Annotated in this window: 17 protein-coding genes; 1 reads left to right on the forward strand and 16 read right to left on the reverse strand. The window is 73.0% G+C overall.

Annotated features, from left to right (window positions below; all coding sequences use genetic code 11):
- Nucleotides 1–161: 161 nt before the first annotated feature.
- From ABD224_RS12765 to ABD224_RS12820, 12 genes are all read right to left on the reverse strand, one after another.
- On the reverse strand, nt 162–464 hold the full coding sequence (locus tag ABD224_RS12765; RefSeq protein WP_344049602.1) for a DUF1540 domain-containing protein: 303 nt from the start codon (nt 462–464) through the stop codon (nt 162–164).
- A 167-nt stretch (nt 465–631) separates the two neighbouring features.
- Nucleotides 632–2,002 carry an amidohydrolase gene (locus ABD224_RS12770; RefSeq protein WP_344049603.1) on the reverse strand — a complete coding sequence of 457 codons (1,371 nt, stop codon included), beginning with the start codon at nt 2,000–2,002 and terminating at the stop codon, nt 632–634.
- 76 nt (nt 2,003–2,078) lie between these two features.
- Nucleotides 2,079–4,043 carry a TOMM precursor leader peptide-binding protein gene (locus ABD224_RS12775; RefSeq protein ID WP_344049604.1) on the reverse strand — a complete coding sequence of 655 codons (1,965 nt, stop codon included), beginning with the start codon at nt 4,041–4,043 and terminating at the stop codon, nt 2,079–2,081.
- Nucleotides 4,040–4,795, reverse strand: coding sequence for an ABC transporter permease (locus ABD224_RS12780; protein ID WP_344049605.1), 756 nt, complete (start codon nt 4,793–4,795; stop codon nt 4,040–4,042). Before ABD224_RS12780 ends, ABD224_RS12775 begins: the two co-directional genes overlap by 4 nt.
- Complete coding sequence (locus ABD224_RS12785; RefSeq protein WP_344049606.1) at nt 4,792–5,805, reverse strand: ABC transporter ATP-binding protein; 1,014 nt, start codon at nt 5,803–5,805, stop codon at nt 4,792–4,794. The genes ABD224_RS12780 and ABD224_RS12785 overlap by 4 nt, the downstream gene beginning before the upstream one ends.
- Before the next feature lie 57 nt (nt 5,806–5,862).
- Nucleotides 5,863–6,912, reverse strand: coding sequence for a peptidase M50 (locus tag ABD224_RS12790; protein WP_425580970.1), 1,050 nt, complete (start codon nt 6,910–6,912; stop codon nt 5,863–5,865).
- 284 nt (nt 6,913–7,196) lie between these two features.
- The gene (locus tag ABD224_RS12795) at nt 7,197–8,330 is read right to left on the reverse strand and encodes a lantibiotic dehydratase C-terminal domain-containing protein (RefSeq protein WP_344049608.1); all 1,134 of its coding nucleotides are present in this window, start codon (nt 8,328–8,330) and stop codon (nt 7,197–7,199) included.
- Nucleotides 8,318–11,230 carry a lantibiotic dehydratase gene (locus tag ABD224_RS12800; RefSeq protein ID WP_344049609.1) on the reverse strand — a complete coding sequence of 971 codons (2,913 nt, stop codon included), beginning with the start codon at nt 11,228–11,230 and terminating at the stop codon, nt 8,318–8,320. The genes ABD224_RS12795 and ABD224_RS12800 overlap by 13 nt, the downstream gene beginning before the upstream one ends.
- 34 nt (nt 11,231–11,264) lie before the next feature.
- On the reverse strand, nt 11,265–12,965 hold the full coding sequence (locus tag ABD224_RS12805) for a nitroreductase family protein (RefSeq protein ID WP_344049611.1): 1,701 nt from the start codon (nt 12,963–12,965) through the stop codon (nt 11,265–11,267).
- A gap of 212 nt (nt 12,966–13,177) precedes the next feature.
- Nucleotides 13,178–15,193 carry a TOMM precursor leader peptide-binding protein gene (locus ABD224_RS12810; protein ID WP_344049612.1) on the reverse strand — a complete coding sequence of 672 codons (2,016 nt, stop codon included), beginning with the start codon at nt 15,191–15,193 and terminating at the stop codon, nt 13,178–13,180.
- Nucleotides 15,183–17,495 carry a TOMM precursor leader peptide-binding protein gene (locus ABD224_RS12815; RefSeq protein WP_344049613.1) on the reverse strand — a complete coding sequence of 771 codons (2,313 nt, stop codon included), beginning with the start codon at nt 17,493–17,495 and terminating at the stop codon, nt 15,183–15,185. Before ABD224_RS12815 ends, ABD224_RS12810 begins: the two co-directional genes overlap by 11 nt.
- A gap of 412 nt (nt 17,496–17,907) precedes the next feature.
- Nucleotides 17,908–19,830, reverse strand: coding sequence for an AfsR/SARP family transcriptional regulator (locus tag ABD224_RS12820; protein WP_344049614.1), 1,923 nt, complete (start codon nt 19,828–19,830; stop codon nt 17,908–17,910).
- A 951-nt stretch (nt 19,831–20,781) separates the two neighbouring features.
- Here ABD224_RS12820 and ABD224_RS12825 point away from each other — a divergent pair.
- Nucleotides 20,782–21,231: a hypothetical protein gene (locus ABD224_RS12825; RefSeq protein ID WP_344049615.1), complete on the forward strand. Its 450-nt coding sequence runs from the start codon at nt 20,782–20,784 to the stop codon at nt 21,229–21,231.
- A gap of 208 nt (nt 21,232–21,439) precedes the next feature.
- Here ABD224_RS12825 and ABD224_RS12830 read toward each other — a convergent pair whose 3' ends face one another.
- From ABD224_RS12830 to ABD224_RS12845, 4 genes are all read right to left on the reverse strand, one after another.
- Entirely contained in the window at nt 21,440–22,183 is a 744-nt protein-coding gene (locus ABD224_RS12830; protein WP_344049678.1) for an AraC family transcriptional regulator, read from the reverse strand.
- A 134-nt stretch (nt 22,184–22,317) separates the two neighbouring features.
- Nucleotides 22,318–23,469: an MFS transporter gene (locus ABD224_RS12835; protein ID WP_425580971.1), complete on the reverse strand. Its 1,152-nt coding sequence runs from the start codon at nt 23,467–23,469 to the stop codon at nt 22,318–22,320.
- A 397-nt stretch (nt 23,470–23,866) separates the two neighbouring features.
- A complete protein-coding gene (locus ABD224_RS12840; protein WP_031128743.1) occupies nt 23,867–24,037 on the reverse strand; it encodes a thiazolylpeptide-type bacteriocin in 171 nt (56 codons plus the stop codon).
- 377 nt (nt 24,038–24,414) lie between these two features.
- Entirely contained in the window at nt 24,415–24,873 is a 459-nt protein-coding gene (locus ABD224_RS12845; RefSeq protein WP_344049617.1) for an RrF2 family transcriptional regulator, read from the reverse strand.
- Nucleotides 24,874–25,035 lie beyond the last annotated feature (162 nt).

The following is a 25,035-nucleotide window of genomic DNA, read 5'->3' on the forward strand; positions in this document are numbered from 1 at the left end:
GGTGGTGGCTGCCGCGGCTCTCACCGGACCTGTCGCCGAGCTCGTCGGCGTGGTCGTGTCCGGGCACGACAGGCGGGACCGGACGGCCGGGACGCCCACGACCGGCCCGCACGCCCCCGGACCCGGATGATCCCTGCCGCGCGCGCCGCGCGGGGATCCGGTCAGGACGAGGTGTAGGTGAGGCAGTCGATCTCGTTCTGCTGGTATCCGACGGTGATCGCCGGCGCGTGGCACTCGAGACCGACGTTGTGCCGGCAGTCGGCCATCTTGCAGGCGCCGACCCGGCCGGTGGCCGACGGCTCCCCGCCCTGCATGTCCACGCTCGTGTACGTCTCGCAGGCGGCGCCGAGCTCGCCTCCGATGGTGATGGCGGCGGCGTGACAGGTGTGATTGGTGTTGTAGGCACAGCTCTCGGCCGCGCAGTTGTTGATGACGGGCAGCTGCATGACGGGTGCGCTTGACATGTGCGTCCTCCTGCACGTCCCGGTCTGCCGCGGCGGGGCACCTGCCGGGCTCTGCACCGGTGGGAGCCTGCGCGGTTTCTTCCCTCTTGACCACTGTCCGGGACTTCGGCCGCCGCCGCACGTCGGACGCCACGAGCCCACTGCCCGCCGTCCTGACCAGCGGTTTTTCACCCTGCGGCGAACCTGTCGAGTGCCGCGCTCGTCAGCGCGGCGATCGCGGGGCGCAGGGCGCTGCCGATGTGGGGGGCGAAGTGCGGGGAGTGGTTCGGGGGCGGCGGGGAGGCGTCCGGACCGTCGGCCGTCGCCCGGCGCCAGGCGTCCGCGCCCACCACGCCCAGCATCCAGTACACCAGCGGGATTCCGTGCTGCCCGTGGACACCGGCTCCGGCGTCGCCGAAGAGCGGGAAGTCCTCCGTGGCCATCGAACCCGGCCAGGACAGGACCCGCCCGGACCCCAGAAGCCCGATGTGGGCGCGCCGCACCGAGTCGGTGGCGTCCGGATCGCAGCGCAGGACCGCCGAGCGGGAGGTGACGGTCACCTCGGGTTCCCGCGGGGCGCCCGCGGCGGCGCTCTCGGCGAGGACGATACGGCGCACGGCGGCTAGCGCCCGGTCGAGGGACGCCTCGCTCGAGGCGCGGACCCCGATGCCGAGTTCGGCGCGGTCCGGTATGACGTTGGCGGCCGTTCCGGCCCGCAGGGTGCCCACGGTCAGCGTCACCTGATCGGCGGGCGCGGTCTCGCGGGCAACGACGGTCTGGAGGCGGGTGACGACGGTGGCCGCGGTGACGACCGGGTCCACCGCCAGGTGCGGGGTGGCGGCGTGACCGCCCCGTCCGTGCAGCACCACGTCGAGCACCGCGCCGGCCGCCGCCATCGGTGCTCCGTCCGGTGCGTGCGCGACTGTGCCGGAGGGCAGGGGCGCGGCGTGCTGGGCGAGGACGACATCGGGTCTGCCGAAGCGTTCGTACAGCCCGTCGCGCAGCATGGCCTCGGCCCCGTCGAGCGTCTCCTCGGCCGGCTGCCCCACCACCAGCAGGGTGCCCCGCCACCGGTCGGACAGACGGGCGAGCAGCTCCGCCGCACCGGCCGCCGCGGCCAAGTGCAGGTCGTGGCCGCACGCGTGCATGGCGTCGGTGCGGCTGGCGTACGGCAGCCCGGTCTGCTCGCGCATCGGGAGCGCGTCGAGCTCCGCCCGCAGCCAGACGCGGGGGCCGTCCCCGTTGCGGAGCACGCCGACCACGCCGTGGCCGCCCACCCCGTGGGTGACCTCGCAGCCCGCTGCCGCCAGGCACCGGCCGAAGCGGTCCGCGGTGCGGGCCTCCTGCCCGGACGGTTCCGGATGCGCGTGCAGGTCCAGATAGAGGGCGAGGGCGGGCCGCAGGACGTCCCCGGCGCGGACGAGGAGGTTGTTCTCCGCGCCCGGCGGCGGCGAGCCGTGCGCGGTCGCGGACGGGGCATGAGGCTCGGCCGGTGCCGTGGGCGGGGTGTCGTGGTCGGCTGGTGCCGGGGGCGGGGTGGGGTGGGACGGCGGGTTCATCGGTGGACTCCGGGGGACGGCCGGGCCCCCGCCGCGGCGCGGAGGAGGCCCGGGGCGGGGACCACGGGAAAGGGGGTCACGGGAAGGGATGCGGAGCCCGGCGGATCTCCGCGTCGGTGAGGTCGCGGTCCCGGTGCCCGCCGCGGCGCAGCGCGGTGCGCAGCCGGGGCATCAGCAGGGCCCGCTGCCGGTTCCAGCCGAAGTCGATCGGCAGCAGTCCCGGCACCACCGCACTGATCGTCCGCAGCCCCATCCGCTCCTGCTCGGGCGAGGTCTGGTCGACGACGATGACGTCATGGCCCGCCCGGACCAGTTCGTCCCGGACCACGGCCACGTCGTCGAGCAGGTCGCCGGTACGGGGCCGGCCGTGGCTCTCCCAGTCCCGGTACACCTCGTCGAAGGGGCGGGCCTCGGACGGCTCCAGGTACTCGCGCGCGTACACGGCCATGCGGGGCAGCCCGTAGAGCTGGGGGTGGTCCTTCAGATGGCGCACCAGGGAGAAGTCGTCGGCCATGGCCTCCAGTTCGGCCCGGCGTTCGGTGGTCTCCCGGGCCAGGTGCGGGATGTAGCTCAGCACCTCGGACAGGGCCCCCTCGACCGCGGCCCTCGGGTCCAGCGAGGCCGCGGCCGCGAAGGACAGGGTGCCCGGGCCCCCGTCCCGGCGGACGCCGACCGCGGTGACGGCCGGGATCGCCAGGTCGATTCGGTTGTCGAAGACATGCACGTCGTAGCCCTGGAGGGCGGCCCGCTCGGCCATGGCGACGGCCATGGGACTGCCGACCGTCTCCAGATCGATGCGGGGCAGCCGGGCCGCGCCGTACCAGCCGTTGAGGAAGGAGTCGCGCTCGACGAGTTCGAGCAGGCCGCCCAGGACCGCCTCCTCCAGGCAGCCGCCGATGGCGCAGCCGTTGGAGCACTCGAAGACGAAGTTGTCGCCGGCCACCGGGATGCTGTAGTAGACCAGCCGCGACGGCACCAGGACGGGACGCTCGTCCCGCAGCGACCAGCCCCACTCCCAGGGGATGGGCCGGCTCGGGTCGAACGGCTCGACGAAGGGGTCGTCACGGTAGGTCTCGTCGCTGTACAGGCCGCACACCGCGGGGTCGATCGCGTCGGCCCTCAACTCGCCGTAGGAGCCGACGACCGGTGCGGAGCCGCCGCGCCGGTGGGTGCCCGCGTACCGTTCCAGGCCCTCCAGGAACGCGAGGCGGCGGCTGGTGGCGAAGGAGTTCTCCTGCCCGCTCCAGGTGACGTCGTGGAGCCCCGCGTACCCCCGGACGAACACACTGCCGGCCACCGGGGCGGTGGTGGACGAGGTGACGTCGGTCCAGGTGCCGGCCCCCAGGGCGCCGCAGACCGGGTTGGCCAGGGCGTCGGTGGGCAGCGGGTAGGCGAAGGCCGAGCGCAGCCGGTAGGTGCCGGGGTCCGGTTTGGGACGCGAGGAGAGGGTGAGCGGCCGGGCGCCGTCCGCCGCCCGGGCGCGCGGACCGCAGTCGGGGCAGAGCGGATCGGCGAGCAGCGGGAACGTCCTGACCAGGAGGTTCGTCAGGTCCAGCCGGGTCACCTGGGGCAGGGCGCGGTCCGCCGGATGCGCGGCGGGAGGCACCGGGCGGGGCCCGTGCAGCAGGGCCTCGCACAGCGCGGCCACGGTGTCGCGGACGTGGTCGGTGAGCAGCGGCCAGGCACCGACCGGGCGAGGACCGTCGGGGCCGCCGGTCTCCAGGGCGTTGCGCTCGCTGCGGCTGCGCAGCCGCTGCCACCGCACGGCGAGACAGCGGCCGCAGGCGGGGGCGCTGCCGTCGCCTCCCCAGGGGCCGAGCAGGACCGCCGAGGCACTGAGGTGGACCAGCGCCGCCGGCCGGTCCGCGGCCCAGGGGTCCGGGGCCCCGGAGCCCCGGCCCCCCGCGTCGACGGCGCCGACCGGCACGACCCGCGGGGCGTCGGCGCCGAAGCGGTCGTCCAGGAACGCCTGGAGCGTGTCGCGGGCCTCCTCCATCGGCTGCGGAAGCGGCTGCGGAAGCAGCCGGGTCGCGGTGCTCATGAGCTCTTCGTCCAGCGGAAGGTGCGCGCCGCGACGGCCCCGAAGATCACGGCGAACACGACGAGTCCGGCGCATCCCACGCCGATGTCGGACAGGTCGCCGCGGCCGGTCAGGGCGGCCGACACCGCGTCGTTGAGATAGCGCAGCGGCATGACCAGCGAGATCTTCTGCAGCCAGTCGGGCATGGCGTCCAGCGGGAAGAACGACCCGGACAGGAAGGCCATGGGCAGCATCAGGAAGTTGGCGATGCCGGCGACCGACTCCGGGGTGTCGGCGATGCTGCCGATGATCACCCCGAGCAGCAGGAAGGTGGTGATGCCCAGCACCATGACGGGAATCAGCAGGGGCCACCGGGACGAGGGCACCAGGCCGAAGCCGGGAAGCATCGCCACTCCGACGAACAGGACCGACTGGACGAACCCCACACCCAGGGCGAGGACATAACGGGACCAGATGACGGCGGACAGCGGGGCGGGCGACATGCGGATCATCCGGAGGATGTCGTCCGCGCGCCACTGCATCAGCGTGAACCCGATGCCGAAGACGGCGGCGTTGGCCACGCCCCAGGAGAGCACTCCGGAGGCGGTGTAGGAGAGGTAGGAGAAGCCGCTCTGCTCGACGTTCCGGCCGCGGAAGATCAGCCCGAAGACGACGAGGAAGATCAGCGGGAAGGCGAAGGTGAAGAAGACGGTCGTCTTGTCCCGGACCTGGGCGCGGTAGCCCGCCGCGGTCAGCGCGGTGTAGGCGCTCATGCCTGCTGCTCCTGCCTGTTCGTGCTGTCTGTGTCGTGCGTGCTGTTCGTGTCGCGCGCGGTGTTCGCGGCGAGGGAGGGCCGGGTCTGCCGGGAGGTGATCTCGAGGTAGACGTCCTCGAGGCTGGGGCTGCGGGTCTGCACACCGTCCAGGCCGGTGAGGGGGTCGAGGGCGGCGAGCACCCGGCCGGTGGCACGGGTCTCCAGGACGAGGTGTCCGCCCTGCACGGTGACGCCGTCCACGCCGGGAAGGGCCGCGGCCTGCTGCTCGTCGATCCGGCCGAGCGGGACCAGCAGCCGGCTGGCGGCGCCGAAGGCGCCGATGAGGTTCTGCGGCTCGTCGGTGACGACGAGCCGGCCGGACACCAGGATGCCCACGCGGTCGCAGAGCGCCTCCGCCTCGTCCAGGTGGTGCGTGGTGTACACGATGGTCCGGCCCTCCGCCTTCAGGCCCCGCAGCACCCCCCACAGATCGCGGCGGCCCTCGGTGTCCAGCGCGGCGGTCGGCTCGTCGAGGAAGATCAGCTCGGGGCCGTGGACCAGCGCGGAGGCGATGGCGAGCCGCTGCCGCTGACCGCCGGAGAGGCTGTCGACCCGGACGTCGCGCAGCCCGCCGAGCCCCACGGCCTCGAGGGTGGTGTCGACGGCCTTGCTGTCCGCGCCGAACAGCGCCGCGACGGTGCGCAGATGCTCGTGGACGGTCTGCCGCACGAAGAAGGCCGAGGACTGGGTCTGCACGCCCATGCGCGGCAGCAGCTTGGTGTTGCGCGGCCAGGGCGACTCGCCGAGCACCGTGACCGAGCCGGAGTCGGCCTTGCGCAGCCCCTCCATGATCTCCACCAGGGTGGACTTCCCGGCCCCGTTGGGACCGAGAAGCCCGAAGAACTCGCCGCGCCGGACCTCCAGGGAGACGCCGTCGACGGCCCGCCGGTCGCCGTAACTCTTGGTCACGTCGCTGACCACGACGGCCGGTTGGCCGGTGCGGTCCGGGGTGGGGGAGGTGGAGCTCATGCGGGTACCTCATTCACGAGTGGGTTCATCAGTTGCGTGATCTTTCGGGTCGGGCCGTCATCGAAGCAGCAGCAGGACGACGGCGGTGCAGGTTCCGGTCGCCGCGAGCAGCACCAGGGCGACCGCGGTGACGGCGTAGGAGGCGTAGAGACGGCGGGCGCGCCGCGGGTAGGCGGCCACGGCGTCCCGTCCGCGCCGGCGCAGGACCAGATAGGTCCGGGTCTCCGGGGCGAGGTTGGCGGTGCCCAGGGCGTGACCGAGCATCCGGTACCCGTCCAGCGGCGGCAGCGGGACCAGGTTGCTCAGGGCCTGCACGATGCCGACGAAGAGCATCCCGGTGAGCGGCGGACGGCTCGGGTCGGCCGGGTCCAGCAGCGCCCACCAGAGCGCGAAGGGCAGCAGGAGCACCAGGTTGACGTACGCGCCCGCGGCGGCGACCACCAGCTTCGCCCGCAGACCGGGCAGGAACAGGTAGTTGTCGACCGTGCAGTACATCATCACGGCCGGGAACCGCCAGCGCAGCCCGATGTCGGAGACCACACCGCCGTAGTGCCGGGCGGCGATGCCGTGGGCGAGTTCGTGCAGACAGATGCTGAACCAGAGGAAGACCGCGAACGGGACCAGCACCGCCGGGCGGGTCAGCAGGGCCCATGTCCCGTCGAGGAACGCCGCCGGGTCCGCGAGCACCGCGACGGTCATCACCAGGACGGCGGCCACCAGCGGAAGCTGCACCCAGGGGCGCAGCAGCGGGCGCAGCAGGCGGTGGAGGCGCCCGGTGGTCGCGTGCGCGTCGGCGACGGTCCGCCGGCTGCCCTTCCAGAAGGTGCCGGTGCGGGCCGGGGGCGGCTCGGGCGGCGCGGGGTCCGGGGAACCGGCGAGCAGTCCGCGGGTGCCGAGCAGGCCGAGCAGCCGGGTCCACTGCTCCTCGGGGAGCCTGCGGCGGAACCGGGCCGCGTACTCGGACACGAGGTCGTCGAAGGTCCGGGTGCCGTCGAGCCGGCTGATGACGAAGTGCTCCTTGGGGCCGACCTCGAACGCGGCGCCACTGACCGGGTGCTTGATGAGGTGGACCGTGCGCGGGCCGCGCAGCAGGGGCGGGCTGATCATCACCCCCGGGCGCAGGGCGGGCCGGTAGGCGCGGACGGCGGCGGAACGGTCCGCGGCGGACCGGTCGGCCGCGGAGTGGTCCGCGGTGGACCGGCCGGTGGTGGACCGGTCGGTGGCGGAACGGTCCGGGGAGGGACGGCCGATGGCGGAGTGGTCTGCCGCGGACCGGTCCGTGGAGGGACGGCCGATGGCGGAGTGGTCTGCCGCGGACCGGTCCGCGACGGGGCGGCCGGAAGCGGGCCGGTCGGAGGCGGACCGGCCGGTGGCGGAGTGGTCGGTCGTGCTCATGAGGCGCCCTGCCGTCCGCCGGCCGGCTCGCGCAGGACCCGGCCCAGGAGGAAGGCCAGATACGCCTCGTCCCGGATCGTCACATGCAGCCGGTTGTTGGTCATGTGCATATAGGGTGACAGCAGACGGGGCAGCACCGCCGGCACATGGGTGACGGTCACCAGGGGAGCCGCGTCGGGATCCTCGGGGCGCTCCTGGCCGCTGTCCTCGCGGGCCGGGCCGTCCCAGGCGGGGAAGGCGAGTTCACCGCGCTCGGTGAGGTCCACCACCTTCGCGCGCAGCTCCAGGCAGTGCTCGGCCCAGCGGCGCAGGAACGCCGGCAGCCGGCTCAGGTCGCCGCTCGACACGGCATGTCTGAGCTGGGCGAACCGGGCGCCGAGGGAGGGCGCCATGCGCGTGTAGGCCTGTTCGTACTCGGTGGAGCCGATGAAGCCGGTCCCGGGGAACAGCCGGTGCCAGAAGGCGTAGTAGGCGTCCAGGTAGTCCGCGAGCCGCTCCTCCTCGGGAAGGAAGCAGCTCGCCATCACCATCATCAGCTGGGCGGAGGTGCCCAGCAGCACCGTCCGCAGATGCAGGTTCATGCTCCGGTACGCCTCCAGGACCAGGTCGCTGGAGTGCCGGAAGTGCCACTCGGCGAGCTCCACTCCGGCCGGTCCGCCGTACTTGGCGTACTCGGGGGCGTAGACCTCGTAGGAGAAGGAGTTGTTCGGCCGGAGGTTCATCCGGCCGTCCGGGCCCATGTACCTGGTGCGGTCCTCGCCGGGGAACTCGATGTCGAACAGGGCGTTGTAGAAGTCCTTGAGGAAGCCCGAGTCCACCTCGTAGAGGGCGGGACGGGCCTTGAGGAAGGCGCTGATCGCCTCCTCGGCGCGGCGGCGCACCTCGGGCTCGGCGTCGGGACCGCTCGGGCGCAGACGCAGCCTCACATGCGGCCCCTCCAGCCAGTAGTTGATGAAGAAGTAGCCGGACAGCAGTCCGTCCTCGGTGAGCCCGTCGACCAGCGGGCGGACGCAGTGGACCAGCAGCGGCTGGGGGTTGGCGGCGTAGAAGATGTGCAGCGCCAGCCAGGGCGAGGGCGGGGCGCCCTCGGGGGCCGGCCGGAAGGACGCGGGTTCGGTCAGTTCGGGCATGAGGGTGCAACCTCCGGTCCGGACGGCGGCAGGGGGCGGGTGGTGAAGGTCTCCACGGCGAGCTCGGCCACATGCCGGCCGCGCCGGGAGGTGAGGTGGAGCCCGTCCTCGGCGGGGAGCATCTCCCGGAAGGTCACCCGGGTGCCCGGTCTGCGCTCCACCAGGGCGTCGAACGCGGCCAGACAGAGCGGGCTGTCGAAGTCGACGTGGACGGGCTTGGCCCCGATCGGGCCCTGGTCGGGGTGGAAGACCGTGGCGAAGCAGCGGTCGGGCAGGCCGTGGGCGCGCCGCAGCCGCTGCCACTCCAGGTAGAGCTCCTCCTCCCCGGCCCCGGGGCGGTGGACCGGCAGGGCCTTTGCGTCCATGGTCCAGCTGCGGCGGCTGACCACCACGTTTCCGCACCGGACCCGGGGCCTGCGGGTGACCCCGTTCACGGCCTCGCCCTCGGGCACCCCCGCCCACACGTCGAAGGGGGCCATGGTGCTGGGGGAGAGGAGGAGCAGGGTGCGCGGGATCTCGGGGAGCGCGATCGGCACGAGATAACCGAAGTAGACCGGCACGACCTCACGGTCGAGGCGGCGGGAGCGGAGCACCAGGCGGCCGGCCCGCTCGTCGTGCACGACATAGAGGTCGTCGAGGTGGATCCGGGCCTCTTCGGGCACGGAGCTGGTCTCGCCCGGGCAGACGATCTGGTGGTCGGTCAGCCGGCCGTGCAGGTTCAGATTGCTGCTGACCGGCCCTCCGGTGACCTCCGCGAACACGGCTCCGTCCGGCCGGCGGGCCGCCATCTCCTCGCGCAGGGCGTCGCTGAGACCGGGTGCCGCCGGGTCCGCGGCCGGCCCGGTGCCGTCGTAGAGGTGGGTGAACCGGCTGAACGGGAAGGCCAGTCCGCCGTAGGACTTGTTGAGGACGACCAGAGGCCGGCCGCCGGGGGGCCGGGACAGCTGCACATGGTGGCTCTGCGGGACGAAGTGGCCGACGAGCGGCGCGAGTTCCCCGGCGGTTTCGGCCAGCAGCTCCTCCGGCAGCTCGATCTCCTCGGCCCCGTCGGCCCCGGTGGCCCCACCCGTCTCGCCGTACTGCCGCCACAGGGCCTTCATGCCCTCGTGGAAGCGGATGCGGGCCCGGTCGAGGGCCTTCATCTCGCTCTGTCCGAGCCAGTTCTCCTCCGGCCGATAGGTGCCGTCGTCGTCGAAGGAGGCCCGCTTGGAGGTGAAGGAGATGTACTGGTCGAAGAAGTCCTCGTGGAAGTCGTGGATCAGACCGAGCAGGTCGTCGCAGCGTCCGCCCCGGCCGTAGCGGGCGATGAAGAAGCCGAGCAGGGTGATGCGCTGGGGGAGCGTCAGGTCGAACAGCGGCAGGATGCCCTCCACGGCCCGCAGGGCCCGGCCGGTCTCCCCGCCCAGCACGGCGGGACCGCAGACCAGGTCGTCGCCCGTGCTGACGTCCTCGTACACCAGGGTCTGCGGAAGGGTCGGCTCGGTCGCCCCCAGGTCCCGCTGGACGTCGAGGAGTTGACCGCGCAGGGTGCGCAGCAGGGTGCGGCGTTCGGCGACACCGGCCCCGGGGTAGCGGGCGAGGCAGTCGGCCGGGCCGTCCAGCAGACGGGCCAGCCGGTCGGCCCACGGCACCCCCAGGGAGCGCAGGGCGTCCTGGTAGGAGCGCAGCGGGTCGCGGCTGTGCACGTCCGTGCGGAGCACCGGCACCTGCACCATGCCGAGGTCCATCAGGGCCGACGCGTACCGCTCGCACTCCTCGCGCCCGGCGCCGTGCTCGCCGTGCAGCCAGTCCACCAAATCCCGGTGGCGCACAGGGGTGTCGTGGCCGCCGAGCCATTCCAGGAGCCGTTCCAGGGTGCCGCTGCTGCGCAGGAAGAACAGCCGGTCGCGGACCGCGTCGAAGGTGACGGCGGCGCTGTCGTCGCCCGCGGTCGTCACATGGCGTACGTAGCGGATGCGGTCGGCGTCGCGTCCCCAGCCCGGGGAGAGGACCACCGGCAGGTCCTGGCGCCGCCCGGGATCGGCCATGATCAGTTCGGTCAGCCGGGCGAGCACCACCACGTTGAGCCGTACATGGCTCACCCAGTCCTCGCCGGTGCGCAACGCGGCCCCGTCGTCCTCCGGGTCGCCCGCGAAGGTGCCGAGGCCGATGCCGGTGAAGGTGCTGAAGGGGCTGGTCTTGCAGGCCGTGCGGTACAGATAGGTCAGCGCGGAACGCTCGATCTTGCGCAGCCGGTTGCCCGGCCGCGGGCTGGTGTCGCGCAGATAGGTGTCCAGCCGGCCGTCGAGGGCGGGCGAGGCGAGCAGCAGGCCGCGGCGCAGCCGGTCGTCGGCCAGTGCCTCGCGCAACGCACGGCGGCTTTCCGCGAGTTCACCGGCGAGCAGGTCCGCTCCCCCGGCCCGGAGCTCTTCCAGACGGGCCCGGTCCCGCAGCCACTGGGCGACGCGCCGGCCGGTGTCCGGGTCCAGCTCCGTCACCAGGCGGACGGCGGCCTCGGGGTCGGCCGGCAGCCGGTTGTTGAAGACCTGCCGCCGCAGAGTGAGCAGGGCACGGCGCACGGCGGTGTCGCCGGACTTCTCGTCGGGGCCGGTGGTCGACTTGACCAGGGCGTGCAGCGGATCGCTGAGGGCCGCTCCGGCGGCCGTCAGGCGTTCCTCCTCCTCCAGTACGGCGTCGGCCCAGCGGCGGGTGCCGGGGCAGCGCAGGCCGTGCACGGTCTCGACGGGCAGACCGGCCACACGGAGCACGAAGCGCCTGCCGGGCTCCCAGCGAGTGCCGGACTCCGAAGCGATGCCGGGCTCCGGGGCGGGGCCGGGCTCCGTGGCGGCGCCGGTGTCCGCCCCGGTGTCCGTGAGGGCGCCCGGGCCGGTGGCCGTGGCGCCGGACTCTGTGGGTGTCATGGGGGATCCTTCGCGGCGTCGGGCGGTCTCGTGGTCAGGCGATCTCGTGGCGGAAGTCGGCGGGATCGGGCCGCTCGTGACCGAGGGCCATGATCAGCAGCGGGGCCTCGTCGCAGTCCTCCAGCCCGAGCCGCTCGACGAACGAGACGTTGTCGAAGCCCAGCGCCACACCGGCGCCCAGGCCCAGGGCGGAGGCCGCCAGATAGAAGCTCTGCGAGACGGCCCCGACGGTGCCCAGCGCGAGCCGGTAGCCGCGGTCGCCGAGGGCGTCCAGGACGGCGGTGGTCCGCACGGTGGGCACCAGGACCGCGCCGGCCTGCTCCAGGTTGTAGTTGGCCAGGAAGTAGTTCCGCTGAAGGAACGAGCCCTGCGGGCCGGCGGTGACCAGCCGCAGCTCGCCGCGGTCGGGGTCGTAGGCGTACGCCCCCTGCTCCACGCCCTCCACATGGTTGACGAAGGCGTACAGCCGGGTGAGCCGGAGCTCGCCGGAGGGATCGGTGTCACCGGCCAGCCGGGTCTCGGCGCAGGCCGCCAGGACCGCCGACAGGTGTGCGCTGTCGAGCCGGCGCCGGGCGTCGAACCTGCCGAAGCTGGAGCGGCGGTCGCGCAGGGCCCGGCGGACACCGGTGTCCGGGAGGACCGGCGCGGGCAGGGCCATCCGGACACCGGTGCCCTTGCCGGTGCCGCCGCCGGTGTCGTCATGGGCGTCGCTGTCGGCGCTGTCGGCGTCGTCGTCGGTGTCGAAGGGGAGGGCCGCGGCGGCCGCCAGTGCACCGGGGGCGGGCCGGTTCGTGGCACCCTCCAGGGTCGCCTGGTGCATGGCGCGCAGTGCGGCGAACTCCAGCAGGGTGCGGGAGCGTTCGACGTCCCGGTGCCGGACGGCGGGCCGGTGACGCGGGTCCGTGCGCGGGGGGTCCTGGCGGCCGGTGTCCCGGCCGGGCGCCGGCGTGTCCCAGTGCAGCGGCACGACGGCGAACACGGTCTCCTCCTCGCCCGTCACACCGAGCAGCTCGTTCAGCCGGGGCTCGTCGAACCACAGCACGGGGGAGATCCGCAGGCCCCGGGCGGCGGCCCAGATCCGCCAGGTCTGCACCAGGGTGCCGAGGTCGGTGCAGACCACGTGGAACGAGAAGCTGTTGTACTTGAAGGAGTTCTGCCAGTACTTGATGCCGAGGAGCAGGTACTGGTCGGTGTCGAGGGCCTCGGAGGGCGCGTCCGGGCCCAGCGCGTCGCGGACCCGGTCCGTGACGTCGCCGGCCAGCAGCCGCTGCAGGGCGTGCCGGTGGACGTCGTAGTAGTGGAGCCCCGGGGTGAGGGGGCCGGAGGGGCCGGACGCCCAGTGGATGCTCACCGGGTAGAGCCCGCCGCCGCCCGCCGTGCCCCGCGACCAGTTCGCATGGGTGTAGAACGGCAGCCCGGGCAGGTCGGTGTTGGCCTGGATGCCGAGACGGCGCCCGGTCAGCCCGTAGGAGTCCTTGAGCATCGCCGCCAGCAGCGGAAGGCTGAACCCGGCCGGGCCGTCGGCGGCCCGCTCCCCGGCGGCGCCGGGCAGCAGGCCCGGCGCCATGGGGACATCGGCGAGGTCCTCGGTGCCGGGCAGGGCGAACGCCTCGGCGTTCGGGTAGTACTTGCCCTTGCGCGGGCCGTCGGCCCAGTTCACGACGTGGTCGGTGGGCTCCATCGGGACACGGCCGCGGTGCAGGACGGCATGCGCGTACTCATGGGCGTACCCCACACGATCCCCCTTTCCTCGGTCCTCGGTTCCTCGGTCTTCGGTTGTTCTCGGTCTGTGGTTGTCCCGGTCTTCGGCCGGCTCGGCCTGCGGCGCGCCCGCGCCGGGAACGCGCGCACGGGCTGACGGGCGGTCATGGGCGGCCGGTCATGGGTGACTGGTCATGGGTGACTGGTCATGGGTGGTCGTCATGGGTGGTCGTCACGGGTGGTCGGTCATGGGAACGGATGCGGGCCGGGGTTGAGGTCGGCCTCGGTCAGGTCGTTCTGCCGCAGGCCCGCCTCGCGCAGCGCGGTGCGCATCCGGGGCATGTGCCGGGCACGCTGCCGCGTCCAGCCGAAGTCGAGCGGAAGCAGCCCGGGCACCAGCACCTTCACGGTGTGCAGACCGAGCGCGCGCTGCTCGGGCGCGGTCTGGTCGACGACGACCACGTCGAACCCGGCGGAGGTCACGGCGTCCACCGCGGCGAGCAGATCGTCCCGTACGTCCGGACCGGAGCCGTCCGCACGGTCCCAGCGCAGATCGGCCACGCTCACCGGCTCGGGGGGCGAGGGCCGGCGGAGCAGGAAGTCGGCGTGGCGGCCCATCTCCGGCACCGCGTAGACCAGCGGGTGGTCGTGCAGGCTGGTGATCTTCTCGAAGTCCTCGGCCATGGCGCGGTATGCGGCCTCGTTGCGCCGGAACCGCTGCAGAAGCTGCACCGAGTCGGTGGCGATCTCGCACAGGGCCGCGGCGAGCGCGGCCTCGGGGTCGAGGGCGGCCCCCGCCCCGAAGCACATCCGGGCCAGACCGCCGTCGAACCGCTCGGCGACCGCGGTGACCACGGGCACGGGGAAGGTGATCCGGGTGTCGAAGAACCGGGCCCGGTACCCGTACATGGCCAGCCGCTCCACCATGACCCGGGTGTGCGGATCCGCGCTGGTCATCGGGTCGATCTCGGGCAGCGGCTGCATCCCGTGCCAGGCGAGCAGGAAGGCGTCCCGTTCCAGGACCTCCATCAGGCCGCCGAGCACGGCCTCCTCCAGACTGCCCCCGGAGGCGCAGCCGTTGGAGCTCTCCTGGACGAACCGGTGCTCGATCCCGGGCTTGTGGTAGTAGGCGAGGACCTCCGGGACGGGCCGGGGACGCGCGTCCCGCAGCGACCAGCCCCACACCCAGGGAATCGGACGGTCCGGGGTGAACGGCGGCACCCAGGGGTTGGCCCGGTGGAAGTCGTCCGTGTACAGGCCGGTCTCACGCGGGTCGACGGCGTCCGGCCCGAGGTCGTTCAGGGAGGCGGTCAGGGTGAGGGAGCGGCCCCGGGCACGCATCCCGGCGAAGCGCTCGAGCCCCTCCAGCAGACCGATCAGGGTGCTGGCACGGTACGAATCGGCGTGACCGCCCCAGAACGTCTCCCGCAGATACTCGCCGGAGCGGCTGGAGAAGCAGCCCACGGTGGCCGAGGTGGTCGGCGAGGTGACGTCGCACACCACCGACGGCCCGACGGCACCCCAGTGGGGGTTGGCGAACGCGTCCACCGGAAGGCCGTACGCCTCCAGCGGCCGGACCCTGCCGGCACCCGGCCGGTACTTGGGCGCGGGCCGCAGGACGAGAGCGGCCGACTCGGCGGTCATCGGCCGCGGGGTGCCGCAGTCGGGGCAGTCCGGCTCGGGCACCAGCGGATGGTGACGGACCGTCAGCTGCTCCAGGTCCACCAGCCACACGTCGGGGAACGGCCGCCCGGCGTCCGGGGGAGCCGCGGCGAGCCGGGCGATCAGCGCGGCGACGGCCTGGGCGGCGAACAGCACCCGGTAGGGCCAGGGCCCCGCCTCCCGGGTGCCGCCGCGCAGTTCGAGGCCCTCCCGCAGGGCGACCGAGCGCACCGCCTGCCAGCGGCGCCGCAGACACGTGCCGCAGCCGGCCCGCCCCCGCGCGGGCCAGGGGCCGACCATCACCTGCCGGCCGTACAGGTGCACGGGGAGCGTGTCCTGCGAGGCACCCTCGACGGAGGCGGAGGCAGGGGCGGATCCACGGGCGGGGATGGAGGCAGGGGCGGGGGCGGAGGCAGGAGCGGGGGCGGTGAAGGCGTCCCGCACACCGAGGGCGAAGACCGTGACGCCGGGGACCTCACGGCCCGGCGCGGACGGCAGCTCCGCCAGGGCACGGCGGAGCTCCTCCGCGAAGAGACGGCACGCCTCGCGCCGCGGCTCCTCGGCCCCGCCGACGGCGGCCTCGACGAGATCAGCGGTCATCGCCGGCCGCCTTGGTGAGCAGGACCCGGACGGTGTGGATTCCGGCGGCGGGCAGGTCGGCGGCGTGCGTGGGCACGACGAGGGCGTCCCGTCCCGCGGCGGCCAGACGCTCCAGGACGTCCGTCCAGGTCACCGCGGGCCGGCCGGAGGAGGCCTCGTCCTCCTCCTGCGCCGTGACCGGTATCAGGGCGGCGTCCAGGTCGGCCAGCAGCGGGTCACCGGTGTCGGGGTCGCCCAGCACGCCCTCCGCGGCGAGCTGGACCGTGCCGAGCAGGTCGCGCAGGGCGTCGGTGGCCGCGGCCGTCCGGTCCAGGGCGGCGCCGACGGCCCAGCGGCACGGCCCGCCCGACCCCGCCGGCCGGGTCCTGGCCAGCACCACGGACACCCCGGTGCGCTCCGCCTCCCCGAGGTCGAGCAGCTCGACGTCCAGCTCCAGATGCCCGGCGGAACGCAGCAGGAAGGTGGCCTCGGGATCGTCGTCAAACACGGCCCGGGGGATCACCGCGGTCCGCCCGGCCCCACGTACGGACCGCTGCAACGCGTCATGGGCGAGCGCGGACAGCAGACCGGCCGCCGTGGCCTCCGGCAGACCGTCGCCCGCGCCGGCCCCGGCGCGGGACGGCTCGAACCGGCGGTCCTGGTTGTCCGGCCCGAAGGGCCGTACGGCACCGGCCGGCACCAGGACCGGCTCCTTGGTCAGCAGCGACGTGGCCAGGGCCCAGGAGGCGACCGGATCGCCCCCGGCACCGGTGGCCGTGGTCAGTGCGTCCGGGTCCACCTTCGGCGGCGTGCCCGAGCGGTCCGCGCGAAGGACGCCGTCCGGGGCCGGGGACGCGGGCACCACGTACTCGGCGTAGATCTCGGCGGCGGCGTTGAGGGCCCGCAGCCGGGCGCCCGCGGTGTGATGGACGTCGAACGCGACGACGGTCCGGGTACCGGCCGCGCCCAGCCCGACCTCCACGGCGCCGACCTTCAGCGGGGTCTGGGTGACCGGTTCGTCCGCGTACCGGGTGAAGACCCCGACGGACGGCCGGAGCGCGACAGCGCGGCGGTCGAGCGCGGCGAGCGGCCCCTCGGTCGCGGCGTCGTCCGGGGCGGCGGAGACGGCCGGGTGGTAGGCGGGCCGCTCGGGGGCCGCGGAAAGGTCGACGGGCTCGGGGGCGACAAACCCGGAGGCGGTGGACCCGGAGGCAGTGGATCCGGAGGCGGCGGACCCGGCCCGGCAGAACGGGCAGCGCGGATGGGGCAGCAGCCGCTCCGCCAGCACGTCGAAGGAGGCCATGTCCTGGAGCAGCACCTGCCCCCGGGTCTCGGCCGGCAGCGCCTTGGTGATCAGCCGGAACACCTCGTAGCCGAGCAGATTGCCGAGCATCGCGGCGAGCGGGCCGCGCGGCCCGGGCCCGGACGCACCGCCCAGGGCCAGACCGCTCCACAGCTCGGCCGCGACCGCCGCGTCGTCCCCCGTCGCACCGAGCCGCAGCGCCGCACAGGCCAGGCAGCCGTCGCCGTCCGGGGCGCTGACCGGTCCGACCACCGCCCGGTTGCCGAAGGTCCAGGCGGGCAGCAGGAAACGGCCCTCCGGAACACCCTGGCCGAGCAGGGAGACCGCGGTCCGGAACGCGTCGCGGCCACAGGCGGCGACCACCACGTCGTACCCCTCGTACGCGCTCCAGTCGCCCGCCGAACCGGACCCGGCACCGGGCAGCACCGCCACCTCGGCCGGGCTGCCTTGTGCGGTGAGCTCCGCCGCCTCGGCCCGGAGCGCGGCGAAGTCCGCGGCGGTGGCCGGGCCTTCGGCCAGAGCGGCCTCCACGCCGACGGAGGCGCAGCCGTTGCGGATCAGGGAGAGCGCGCACCAGCGGGCGACCTGGCCGTCGCCGAGCACGGCGACGCGGGTGCCACGGAACGCGGCGAACCTGCTCTCGGCGCCGTCGACGTAGTGGTCGATGTACGCGATCTGCTGCCCGAAGCGGGCGGCGACCGCCGGCTCCACGGACGCGCCCGCTCCCTCCGTGGGGTCCGGCACCGGCCGGGCGAACCCACGGGCGTAGAGCGCCTTGACCAGGCTGCCCACCATCGCCTTCTGCGGCTCCTTGAAGCCCGCGCAGATCTCCGCCACGGTCCGGCTCCCGTCCAGGTGCGGGACGAGGAGGGTGGCGAACCGGTAGGCGGACGGGGACTTGAGCTGGAAGCCCCCGTCGGCGTTGTGGAAGATCACGCCGCCCGGCGTCTCGGTGTACAGCACGTCACGGCGCACCCGGGGCCGGGTGTCCGCGGTCTCCTCGTACGGCGTCGTGGGCATGCGGGGATCACACCTCCGGGTCGGGGCCTGTCGGCCGCTCGGGTCTGAACGGGGGAATCTGAACGGGGGATCTGGACGAGGGATCTGAACGGGGGAAAGGGGTGGGGTGTTCGGGCTGGGGAGTGTTTGGGCCAGGGGGGCGTTCGTGGTGGGGGTGGCGGGGGAGTGGTCGTGGCGGGGGAGTGGTCGTGACGGGGGAGTGCGGGTGGTGGGGGAGTGCGGGTGGTGGGGAGTGCTGGCGGTTGGGGTGCTTGGGGACGTTGGTGGGGGTTCGGGGATTCAGGGGGTTCGTGATGTGTGGTGCTTGTGGTGTGCGGTGGTCGTGGTTGGGGTCGGCCGGGCCGTGCTCCGCGTGGCGGCGCCGGGCTGACAGCGATTCGGGGGTGGTCTCAGGTGGTTCGGGTGTGGGGTCTCAAGTGGCTCCGGAGGGAAGTGCGCGCCGGGCCCCGGTGACGACGGCCTGCGGGAAGTCGTCGGTCCGGGCTGCCCTGTGAAGGGCGTGGGCGCGGAACAGGGGGTTCATACGGAGGGTCCCGGGATGCTCCTCGTCGAGGAGCCCGGAGTCGAGAAGCCGCTCGAGCACCTCCTCGGCCTGTGCTTCGGGGACCCGGAGGGCGGCGGCCGCCTCCGGTACGGTGATCCGCCCGTCCAGCCGCGCCAGGCGCAGATGTGCGTCGGCCAGCGGGGCGGGCAGCCGGTCCAGGGCTCCGTCGAGGGCCAGGGGCACGGACATCCGGGGGTCGTCGGGCAGGGCCAGCCGGGCGGGCAGGTCCCGTCGCAGCCACGCGGCGTAGTCCGCCAGGCGCAGCTTCGGCCGGGTCAGCAGCCGGGCCGCGACGATCCGCAGGGCCAGCGGAACGTGCCCGCACAGATCCGCGAGGGCACGTGCGGCCGTGTCCTCGGCCGCCACCCGCTCCTGCCCCAGGACGGAGGTGAGCAGCGCGTGGGACTCCTGCGGCGACAGGGCGCCCAGTTGCAGCACCGCGGGGCCGTGCGTGGCGACCAGGGCGGCCAGTCCCATACGGCTGGTGACGACGACGGCGCCGCAGCCGGTCAGGCCGAGCAGTCCGCGCACCTGGTCCGGGTGCACGACGTCGTCGAGGATCACCAGGCACGCTCCGCGGGAAGCGCCGGAGGGGAGCGCGGAGCGCAGCTCGGCGGCAGCCTCGTCGAGGGGGCGTGGCGTACCGTCGGCCCTGGTCAGCGGCAGCAGCACACCGCCCGCGGGATACCGGTCCGCCACCAGCCGCGCGGCGTGCAGGGCCAGCGCGGTCTTGCCCATCCCGGGGCCTCCGGAGATCACCGCGATCACCGGGGCGGTGTCCGCCCGCCCGTCCTCCCGGCTGCCGCTCTCCAGGCGGCTCACCAGGTCGGCGGTCTCGCGGGTGCGCCCGGTGAAGCCGGGGACGCGGGGCAGCCGGGGTCCCGGAGGGCGGGCCGGATCCGGGGACGGATGGGTACCGCCGGCCGGAGCGGCTCCGGCCGGCGCTGTGCGCTCGTGCCGCCCCGCGCCGTCGTCGGCCGGGGTGCCGTCCGCCGCGGGTGCCCTGTGCGGTGCCTGCGGTGCCGGTGCGAGCGACGTGGTCTCGAGGACCGGGCCACGGGGTTCGTCGCCGCGCAGGATGGCCAGTTCCAGACGTTGCAGCTCCGCGCCCGGGTCGACGCCGAGCTCCTCCCGCAGGTAGGTTCTGATCCTCCGGTACTCGGCCAGCGCCTCGATCTGCCGTCCCGTCCGGTAGAGCGCCCGCATCAACTGGGCGGCGAATCCTTCGTGCTGGGGATGGGTCCGGGTGGCCTCCCAGAGGTCCACCAGGACCTCGCGACATCGTCCTTGGGCCAGCTGGATCTCGCAGATACGTTCCAGCACGCGCAGACGCTCCTCGACCAGCCGGGGCACCTCGTCGCGGTGCAGGAGCTCGGAGGGGACGTTGGTGAGAAGCGGCCCCTGCCACAGGTCGAGTGCCGCGCGCAGCAGGGGGAGTTCGGACTCTCCGGCCCCGGCCGCCTCGGACACCAGACGGCGGAAGTGCAGCAGGTCCAGGGTGTCGGCGTCGGCCGGGAGACGGTAGCCCCCGGCGACCGCGACCACCGCCTGCTCCTCGATGTCGTACTTCGCGAAGAGACGGCGCAACCGCAGGACGCAGCTCTGCAGAGCCGCCTTCGCCGTCGCCGGCTGCTTCTCCCCCCAGACGGCCTGCAGGAGACGGTCGGTCGAGACCACCTCGCCGGGGCGGACCAGCAGGGCCGCCAGCAACGACGTCGGTTTGGACGGTGGCAGGACGACCACGTCACGCCCGTCGGTGATGCTGAGCGGGCCGAGCAACTGAAAACGCACCGAAGTTCCCCCGTTGACGGTCGAACACCTGCCGGACCGGCCCACCCGGCACCTTTGGGACGCAGTGTCCTGTTGCCGTGGCTGCCCCTGGTGGGGGCGGTGGCTCACACAGGACCCTGCCCTCCCCTGGTATGGGCAGGACGGAGCACGTGTGAAGGCTTTCTGCGCGAAAACATTCGGTCTTGCAGCAGTGGTGAGTTTCTACCGGCGTAGATGGCGGGTCAAGAGGAATGCTGTGAAATCCCTGAGGGACAGGTTTCAGACACTGATAGTTCATCAAATAGCTGGCCAGAAAGCATCGTTACAGGTAAAAGCCACCCGTCGTCATCCGTGCCGAGCGGACGTGTCCGAGAGGGCGCCAGGAGCTGTGTGACGCAGGATCAAACGGCTGTTTGCAGGAGATCTCCGCCCAGATCATCGAAGCGCGGAGTTCGAGGTCGGCGAGGTGGCGCGCAGGCCCCTGGGCTCGGCGTGCGGCGATGTCACGCCAGTCCTCCAGCCGGTGTTGATCAGTTACTCGACAGCGTCGCGGTCACGGTGAAGGCCGGCAACGACCGCGCCGGGCCTGCTCCTGCTCGGCGCGACTTTCGCCGGAACCTCCATGATGTCCTGACCGACAAGCATCTTGACGGCGTCAGGATGAGCATGAGCGGTCGTGGAGGCCGGACCGGCCAGGGCCCGAACTCACCTGGCAGCTCAAGCCCTGGCGCGCCTGTTCTGAACTGCGGGATCACGCCCTCGAGCCGGTCCCGCAGCCGCTCGGGACGCGGGTCGTGCTCGCCTGTCGGAGGAAACGATAGATCAACTCACCTTGAAAGTCGGCGAGTTGCCTGCACGTCACGATCGCCTTTCTGTCGACCCCGCCTCCCCGCTCCTCCGGGACGGAGAGGAGACTGGCCGCAGAGGGCGAGCCCCTGCCCGGGGCCCGCCGTTCACCACGGGGAGCTTGACATGACCGTCACCTGGCGAAGTGCCGCCTCCTATGCGCTGACCGTCACCATCGGGTCCTGGCTGACCGGAGCTGCGGTCAACCTCTTCTGGTCCGCATGGGCGGGAAACCTCGGCTCCTGGACATCGTTCTGGATCAAGAACCCGTGGCAGCTGGTCTTCGCAGCGGCAGCCGTTCTCACCCTCACTCTGATCCGCCGCCTCACCGACCCGATGCCGCTATGGCGGGTCCCGCTGGTCGACGGGGGCGCCTATCTCGGTGTGCTGCTGCTCTGCGCCGGCGTCGCCTCATGGGCCTCCGGCTCGGACGCGCCGGTCGACGAGGCATTTTTCATGGCGAGCCTCGCCCTGCTCTCGCTCCAGCTTCCTTCCGCGTGGCTTTTGATCTTCTACCGGGCCCGCCGTCTCGACATCGTCCTCACCCGGAACGAAATCGACCCAAAGGCCGCCTGATTGGCCGGACTGGGATTCCACGGTTTTTCTTCACACGGCGTACGAAAGCCGTTCTGCGGGAGGTGGTGAGAACGAAGAACAGAGACAAACCGGACGCAGTCCGGTGGGGTACTCCGGTCTCTTGGAACTACTCATTTCTGCGAGTGCAAAGCGTGATGGCACCTGTGTTCCGTTAGTGCACCTGTTCCGTCAGTGCACCGCAAACCGGTCAATCGGCCGGGTGGGAGCCCGGTGTATGGCCGAAGGTGCGCCGGAAGACGTCGATGAAGGCACTGGCCGAGGACCAGCCGCACCGGTGTGCCACCGCGGTCACCGATTCCTTCTCCGCCAGGAGGACCAGTGCGTGCTGGAGCCGCAGTTGGGTGCGCCACTGGGGGAAGGTCATGCCGAGCTCGCTGCGGAAGAGCCGGGACAGCGTGCGGTCGCTCGCGCCGACCTGGCGGCCCAGCTCGGCGAGGGTGCGTTTGTCGGCCGGATCGGCTCGCAGGATCTCGTACAGCGCCCGCAGCGGGGGCGAGGCAGGTGTGGGCAGGTGCAGCGGCTGCTGAGGGGAGGCGCGCAGCTGGTCGAGCAGCACCGCGCGCAACCGGGCGCGCTCGGGGCTGTCGTCGTCGGGAGCGTGGGTGTAGGCGATGATCAGCTCACGCAGCAGCGGGCTCACGGCGAGCACGGTCGGGGTGTCCAGCCCGAGCGGGTTGTCGGTCGCGGGCAGGCCCACCAGGTGCAGGTCGAGTTCCCCGTGGGCCTGGTGGGCGTGGACGGTGCCGGCCGGTACCCAGATGGCGCGATTGCCCGGGGCGACCCAGGAGCCCGCGCCGGTGGTGACGACCAGGACGCCCCGGCCGGCGTAGACGATCTGGTGGTCGTCGTGCCGGTGGGCGTCGATCGTGCCGCCGGACGCCAGCCGCTGGGTGCACGTCGGAGCGACCGGCTCATGGCGGATGTGCGTCATCGTGCGGCAGTTCAGGCAGGCGGTCATGCGGGACAGAGGGGCTTGCCGGTGCGCGGGAGTCGCGGACTGCGGCGGACATGACCGGCAGTGCTCACCGGCTGCCGGTCTGCCGTACCCGATCGCCGAGGAACCGGTCAAGCTGCCGTGGCTGTCGGGGACTTGGGCGGTTCCGGGGCACTGGCCGGTTCGCGCAGGGCCATGGACACCACGATCGCGATCACCGTGACGGACGCGAGGACGACGAGTGCGCCCCGCGGACCGTAGTGGTCGGCGACGAGACCCAGCGGCGGCATGAACAGCCCGCCGGCGCTGAGCGCGAGCCCGAGAGTGACACCGGCCGCGGTGCCGGGCCGGCTGGGCAGATAGTCCTGGCCGAGTTTGACGAGCACGGCGAACGGCAGGCTCGAGATCACGCCGACGAGCAGGACCAGGGGCAGCGCGGCGTACTTGTCCCCGCAGGCCAGGAAGAGCCACAGAGCGGGCAGCATCGCGGCGTTCCCGATCCGCACGGTGCGGACCATCCCGACACGGTCGGCGATCCGCCCGCCCAGCAGGGTGCCGAGCACACCGCCGCCCAGTTCGAGGGTCAGCGCCAGACCGCCGAGCGCGCTGCTCGCTCCCAGGTGCCGGATCCAGTACAGCGAGACGAACGTGTTCAGCCCGGTCGAGATCGTGGACCGCACGACCTCGACGCCGGTCAGGGTGGCGAACAACCCGACTCGGTCCTTGCCGTGAGACCGGACCTGCTTCGCCGCGGCGCTCGAGGCCCGCTCATGGTGGCGCAGCAGAACGAAGCCCATGAGCACGGCCGGCGGGATGAACAGTGCGGTCGCGCCGATCCCGAGGTTGTCCAGGGCCGGCGTCACCAGCGCCGGGCCGATGAAGAAGCCGACTCTGCCGCCGGCGGCGAAGTAGCTCATCGCCGTGGCGCTGCCCCCGGCCGCGCGGCGGGCGTCCCGTCCGGCGGGCGGATGGAACATCGCGATGCCGAAACCGGCGAGCAGCAGCAGCGCGAACACCAGCGGATAGGTGGGCGCGAGCCCGGACAGGCCCGCCCCGACGCCCGCCAGGCCGACGCCGAGCGGCGCCATCCACCGCAGCCGGTACCGGTCGGCCAGCAGGCCGATCGGCACCTGGGGCAGCGCACTGCCCAGCGTCGCGGCCAGAGCGAGCCCCGATGCCTCGACGTAGGTGAAGTGCCGCTCCAGCACGAAGTAGGGGACGGCGGCGGGTACGAGGCCCTGGTAGAAGTCGTCGACTGCGTGCGCGGTGGCCCACACGCGCATCCGGCGCCAGTGCCCGGGCGGGTCGGCGACGCCGCGAAAATCTGCCGTTTCCTGGATCGAAGTCACGCATTCACGATGAGCGATCCGAACCAGGCGTGCTTCCAATAATCGGCCCGCTCATGCCTGAAACCCGCCACGCGCGGATGACGCCGACCGTCTCCCGCGAGGGCAGTGACGGCATGGAGCGCCACCACCGGCATTGCCCACGCCTGTCGACGGGTGACGACCAGTACGTCCCTCCCCTGCACAGTACGGATCGCGTCCGGCCTCGCGGAGTGCGATGTACTACGGGGCGTTCTTCCGCGTCGGCCGGTTCAGGGCATGGCAAAGGCCCGGCCGGCGCCCGCCTCCTGAGGGAGGGGGAGCCGGCCGGGCACTGCCGCGCCGGACGGTCGGGTCAGGCGGAGCAGGAGGTGGTGCTGCAGGTGGAGCTGGAGGTCGAGGTGGAGCTGGTGCTGGTGCAGCCGGCCAGCACGACCTCGCTGGCGTCCGAGTAGTCGGAGATCTCGAAGGTCTCGGCCTCGAGCTCGAGGATCTCGTCCGCGAGGGTGCTCAGGTCCTTGTTCATGATGCCTCCCGGTGAATCGGGGCGGACCGTCGTGGCCGACGGGCCTTTGACGGCCTCCGCCGTGTGGGGTACGGGACCATTGCACCGGCCCCCGCTCACCGTTCGGCACGTCTTCCGCTGGCATCCCGCTGTCATTCCGCTGACACACGGCACCGGCGGACGCCCCGGGACGCGGCGACCACCACGGATCCACCACCAGGGGGCGCCCGGACGGCAGAGGGATCAGCGGTTCTCCTGCCTGGTTGCCAGGGACGACGACAGAAGGCGGGCGTCCACCCCAGGGCTCATCCCACGACCACCCCAAGAAGGCACCCGTACACGCGACACGGCCATGACGCCTCCGTGGGACCGGCCGTGAACGGCCCGGCGCTGGCACGTCAGGGGTTGGTCCAGGCGTCCGGGGTGCTGGTCAACGCGGACACACGGGCGGGCAGCCGGGCCGATGCGACATCGGCGAGCGACACGCCCTCGAGGATCTCGCGCACATTGGAGCGCAGGGCGATCCACAGGGGCAGCAACGACTCGGCGGGGCCGGTGTAGGACAGCTCCGGAGGGCGGACACCGCGCACCGAGACCAGCGGTCCGTCCACGACGCGGATGACATCGGCGATGCTGATGGACTCGGCGGGCTTGGCCAGCCGGTAGCCGCCGTTGCCGCCGCGCCGGCTGAGGACGAGACCGCCCCGGCGCATGTCGTTCAGAATGCTTTCGAGGAATTTGTGCGGGATATCCTGCGCGTCGGCGATGGCCTCGGCCTTCAGGGGGCCGCCATCCTGCGACGCGGCGAGCTGCAGTGCGGCACGTATGGCATAGTCCGCCCTGGCCGAAATCCGCATGTGCGCATTATCCCGTACGGTTTCGGCCGGTGTCCGCCGCAGACGACGGCGGATTCGGGCCGTGACGGGGGCGGAGGACACGTCGTCACTGCTCTCGACGAGACGGCCGTCCCCCTCGGCGAGACCGGCCGGAACGCCGTCGACCACCCACCCGGACGCGGG

The organism is Streptomyces thermoalcalitolerans (genome assembly GCF_039525155.1).
Taxonomy (GTDB): domain Bacteria; phylum Actinomycetota; class Actinomycetes; order Streptomycetales; family Streptomycetaceae; genus Streptomyces; species Streptomyces thermovulgaris.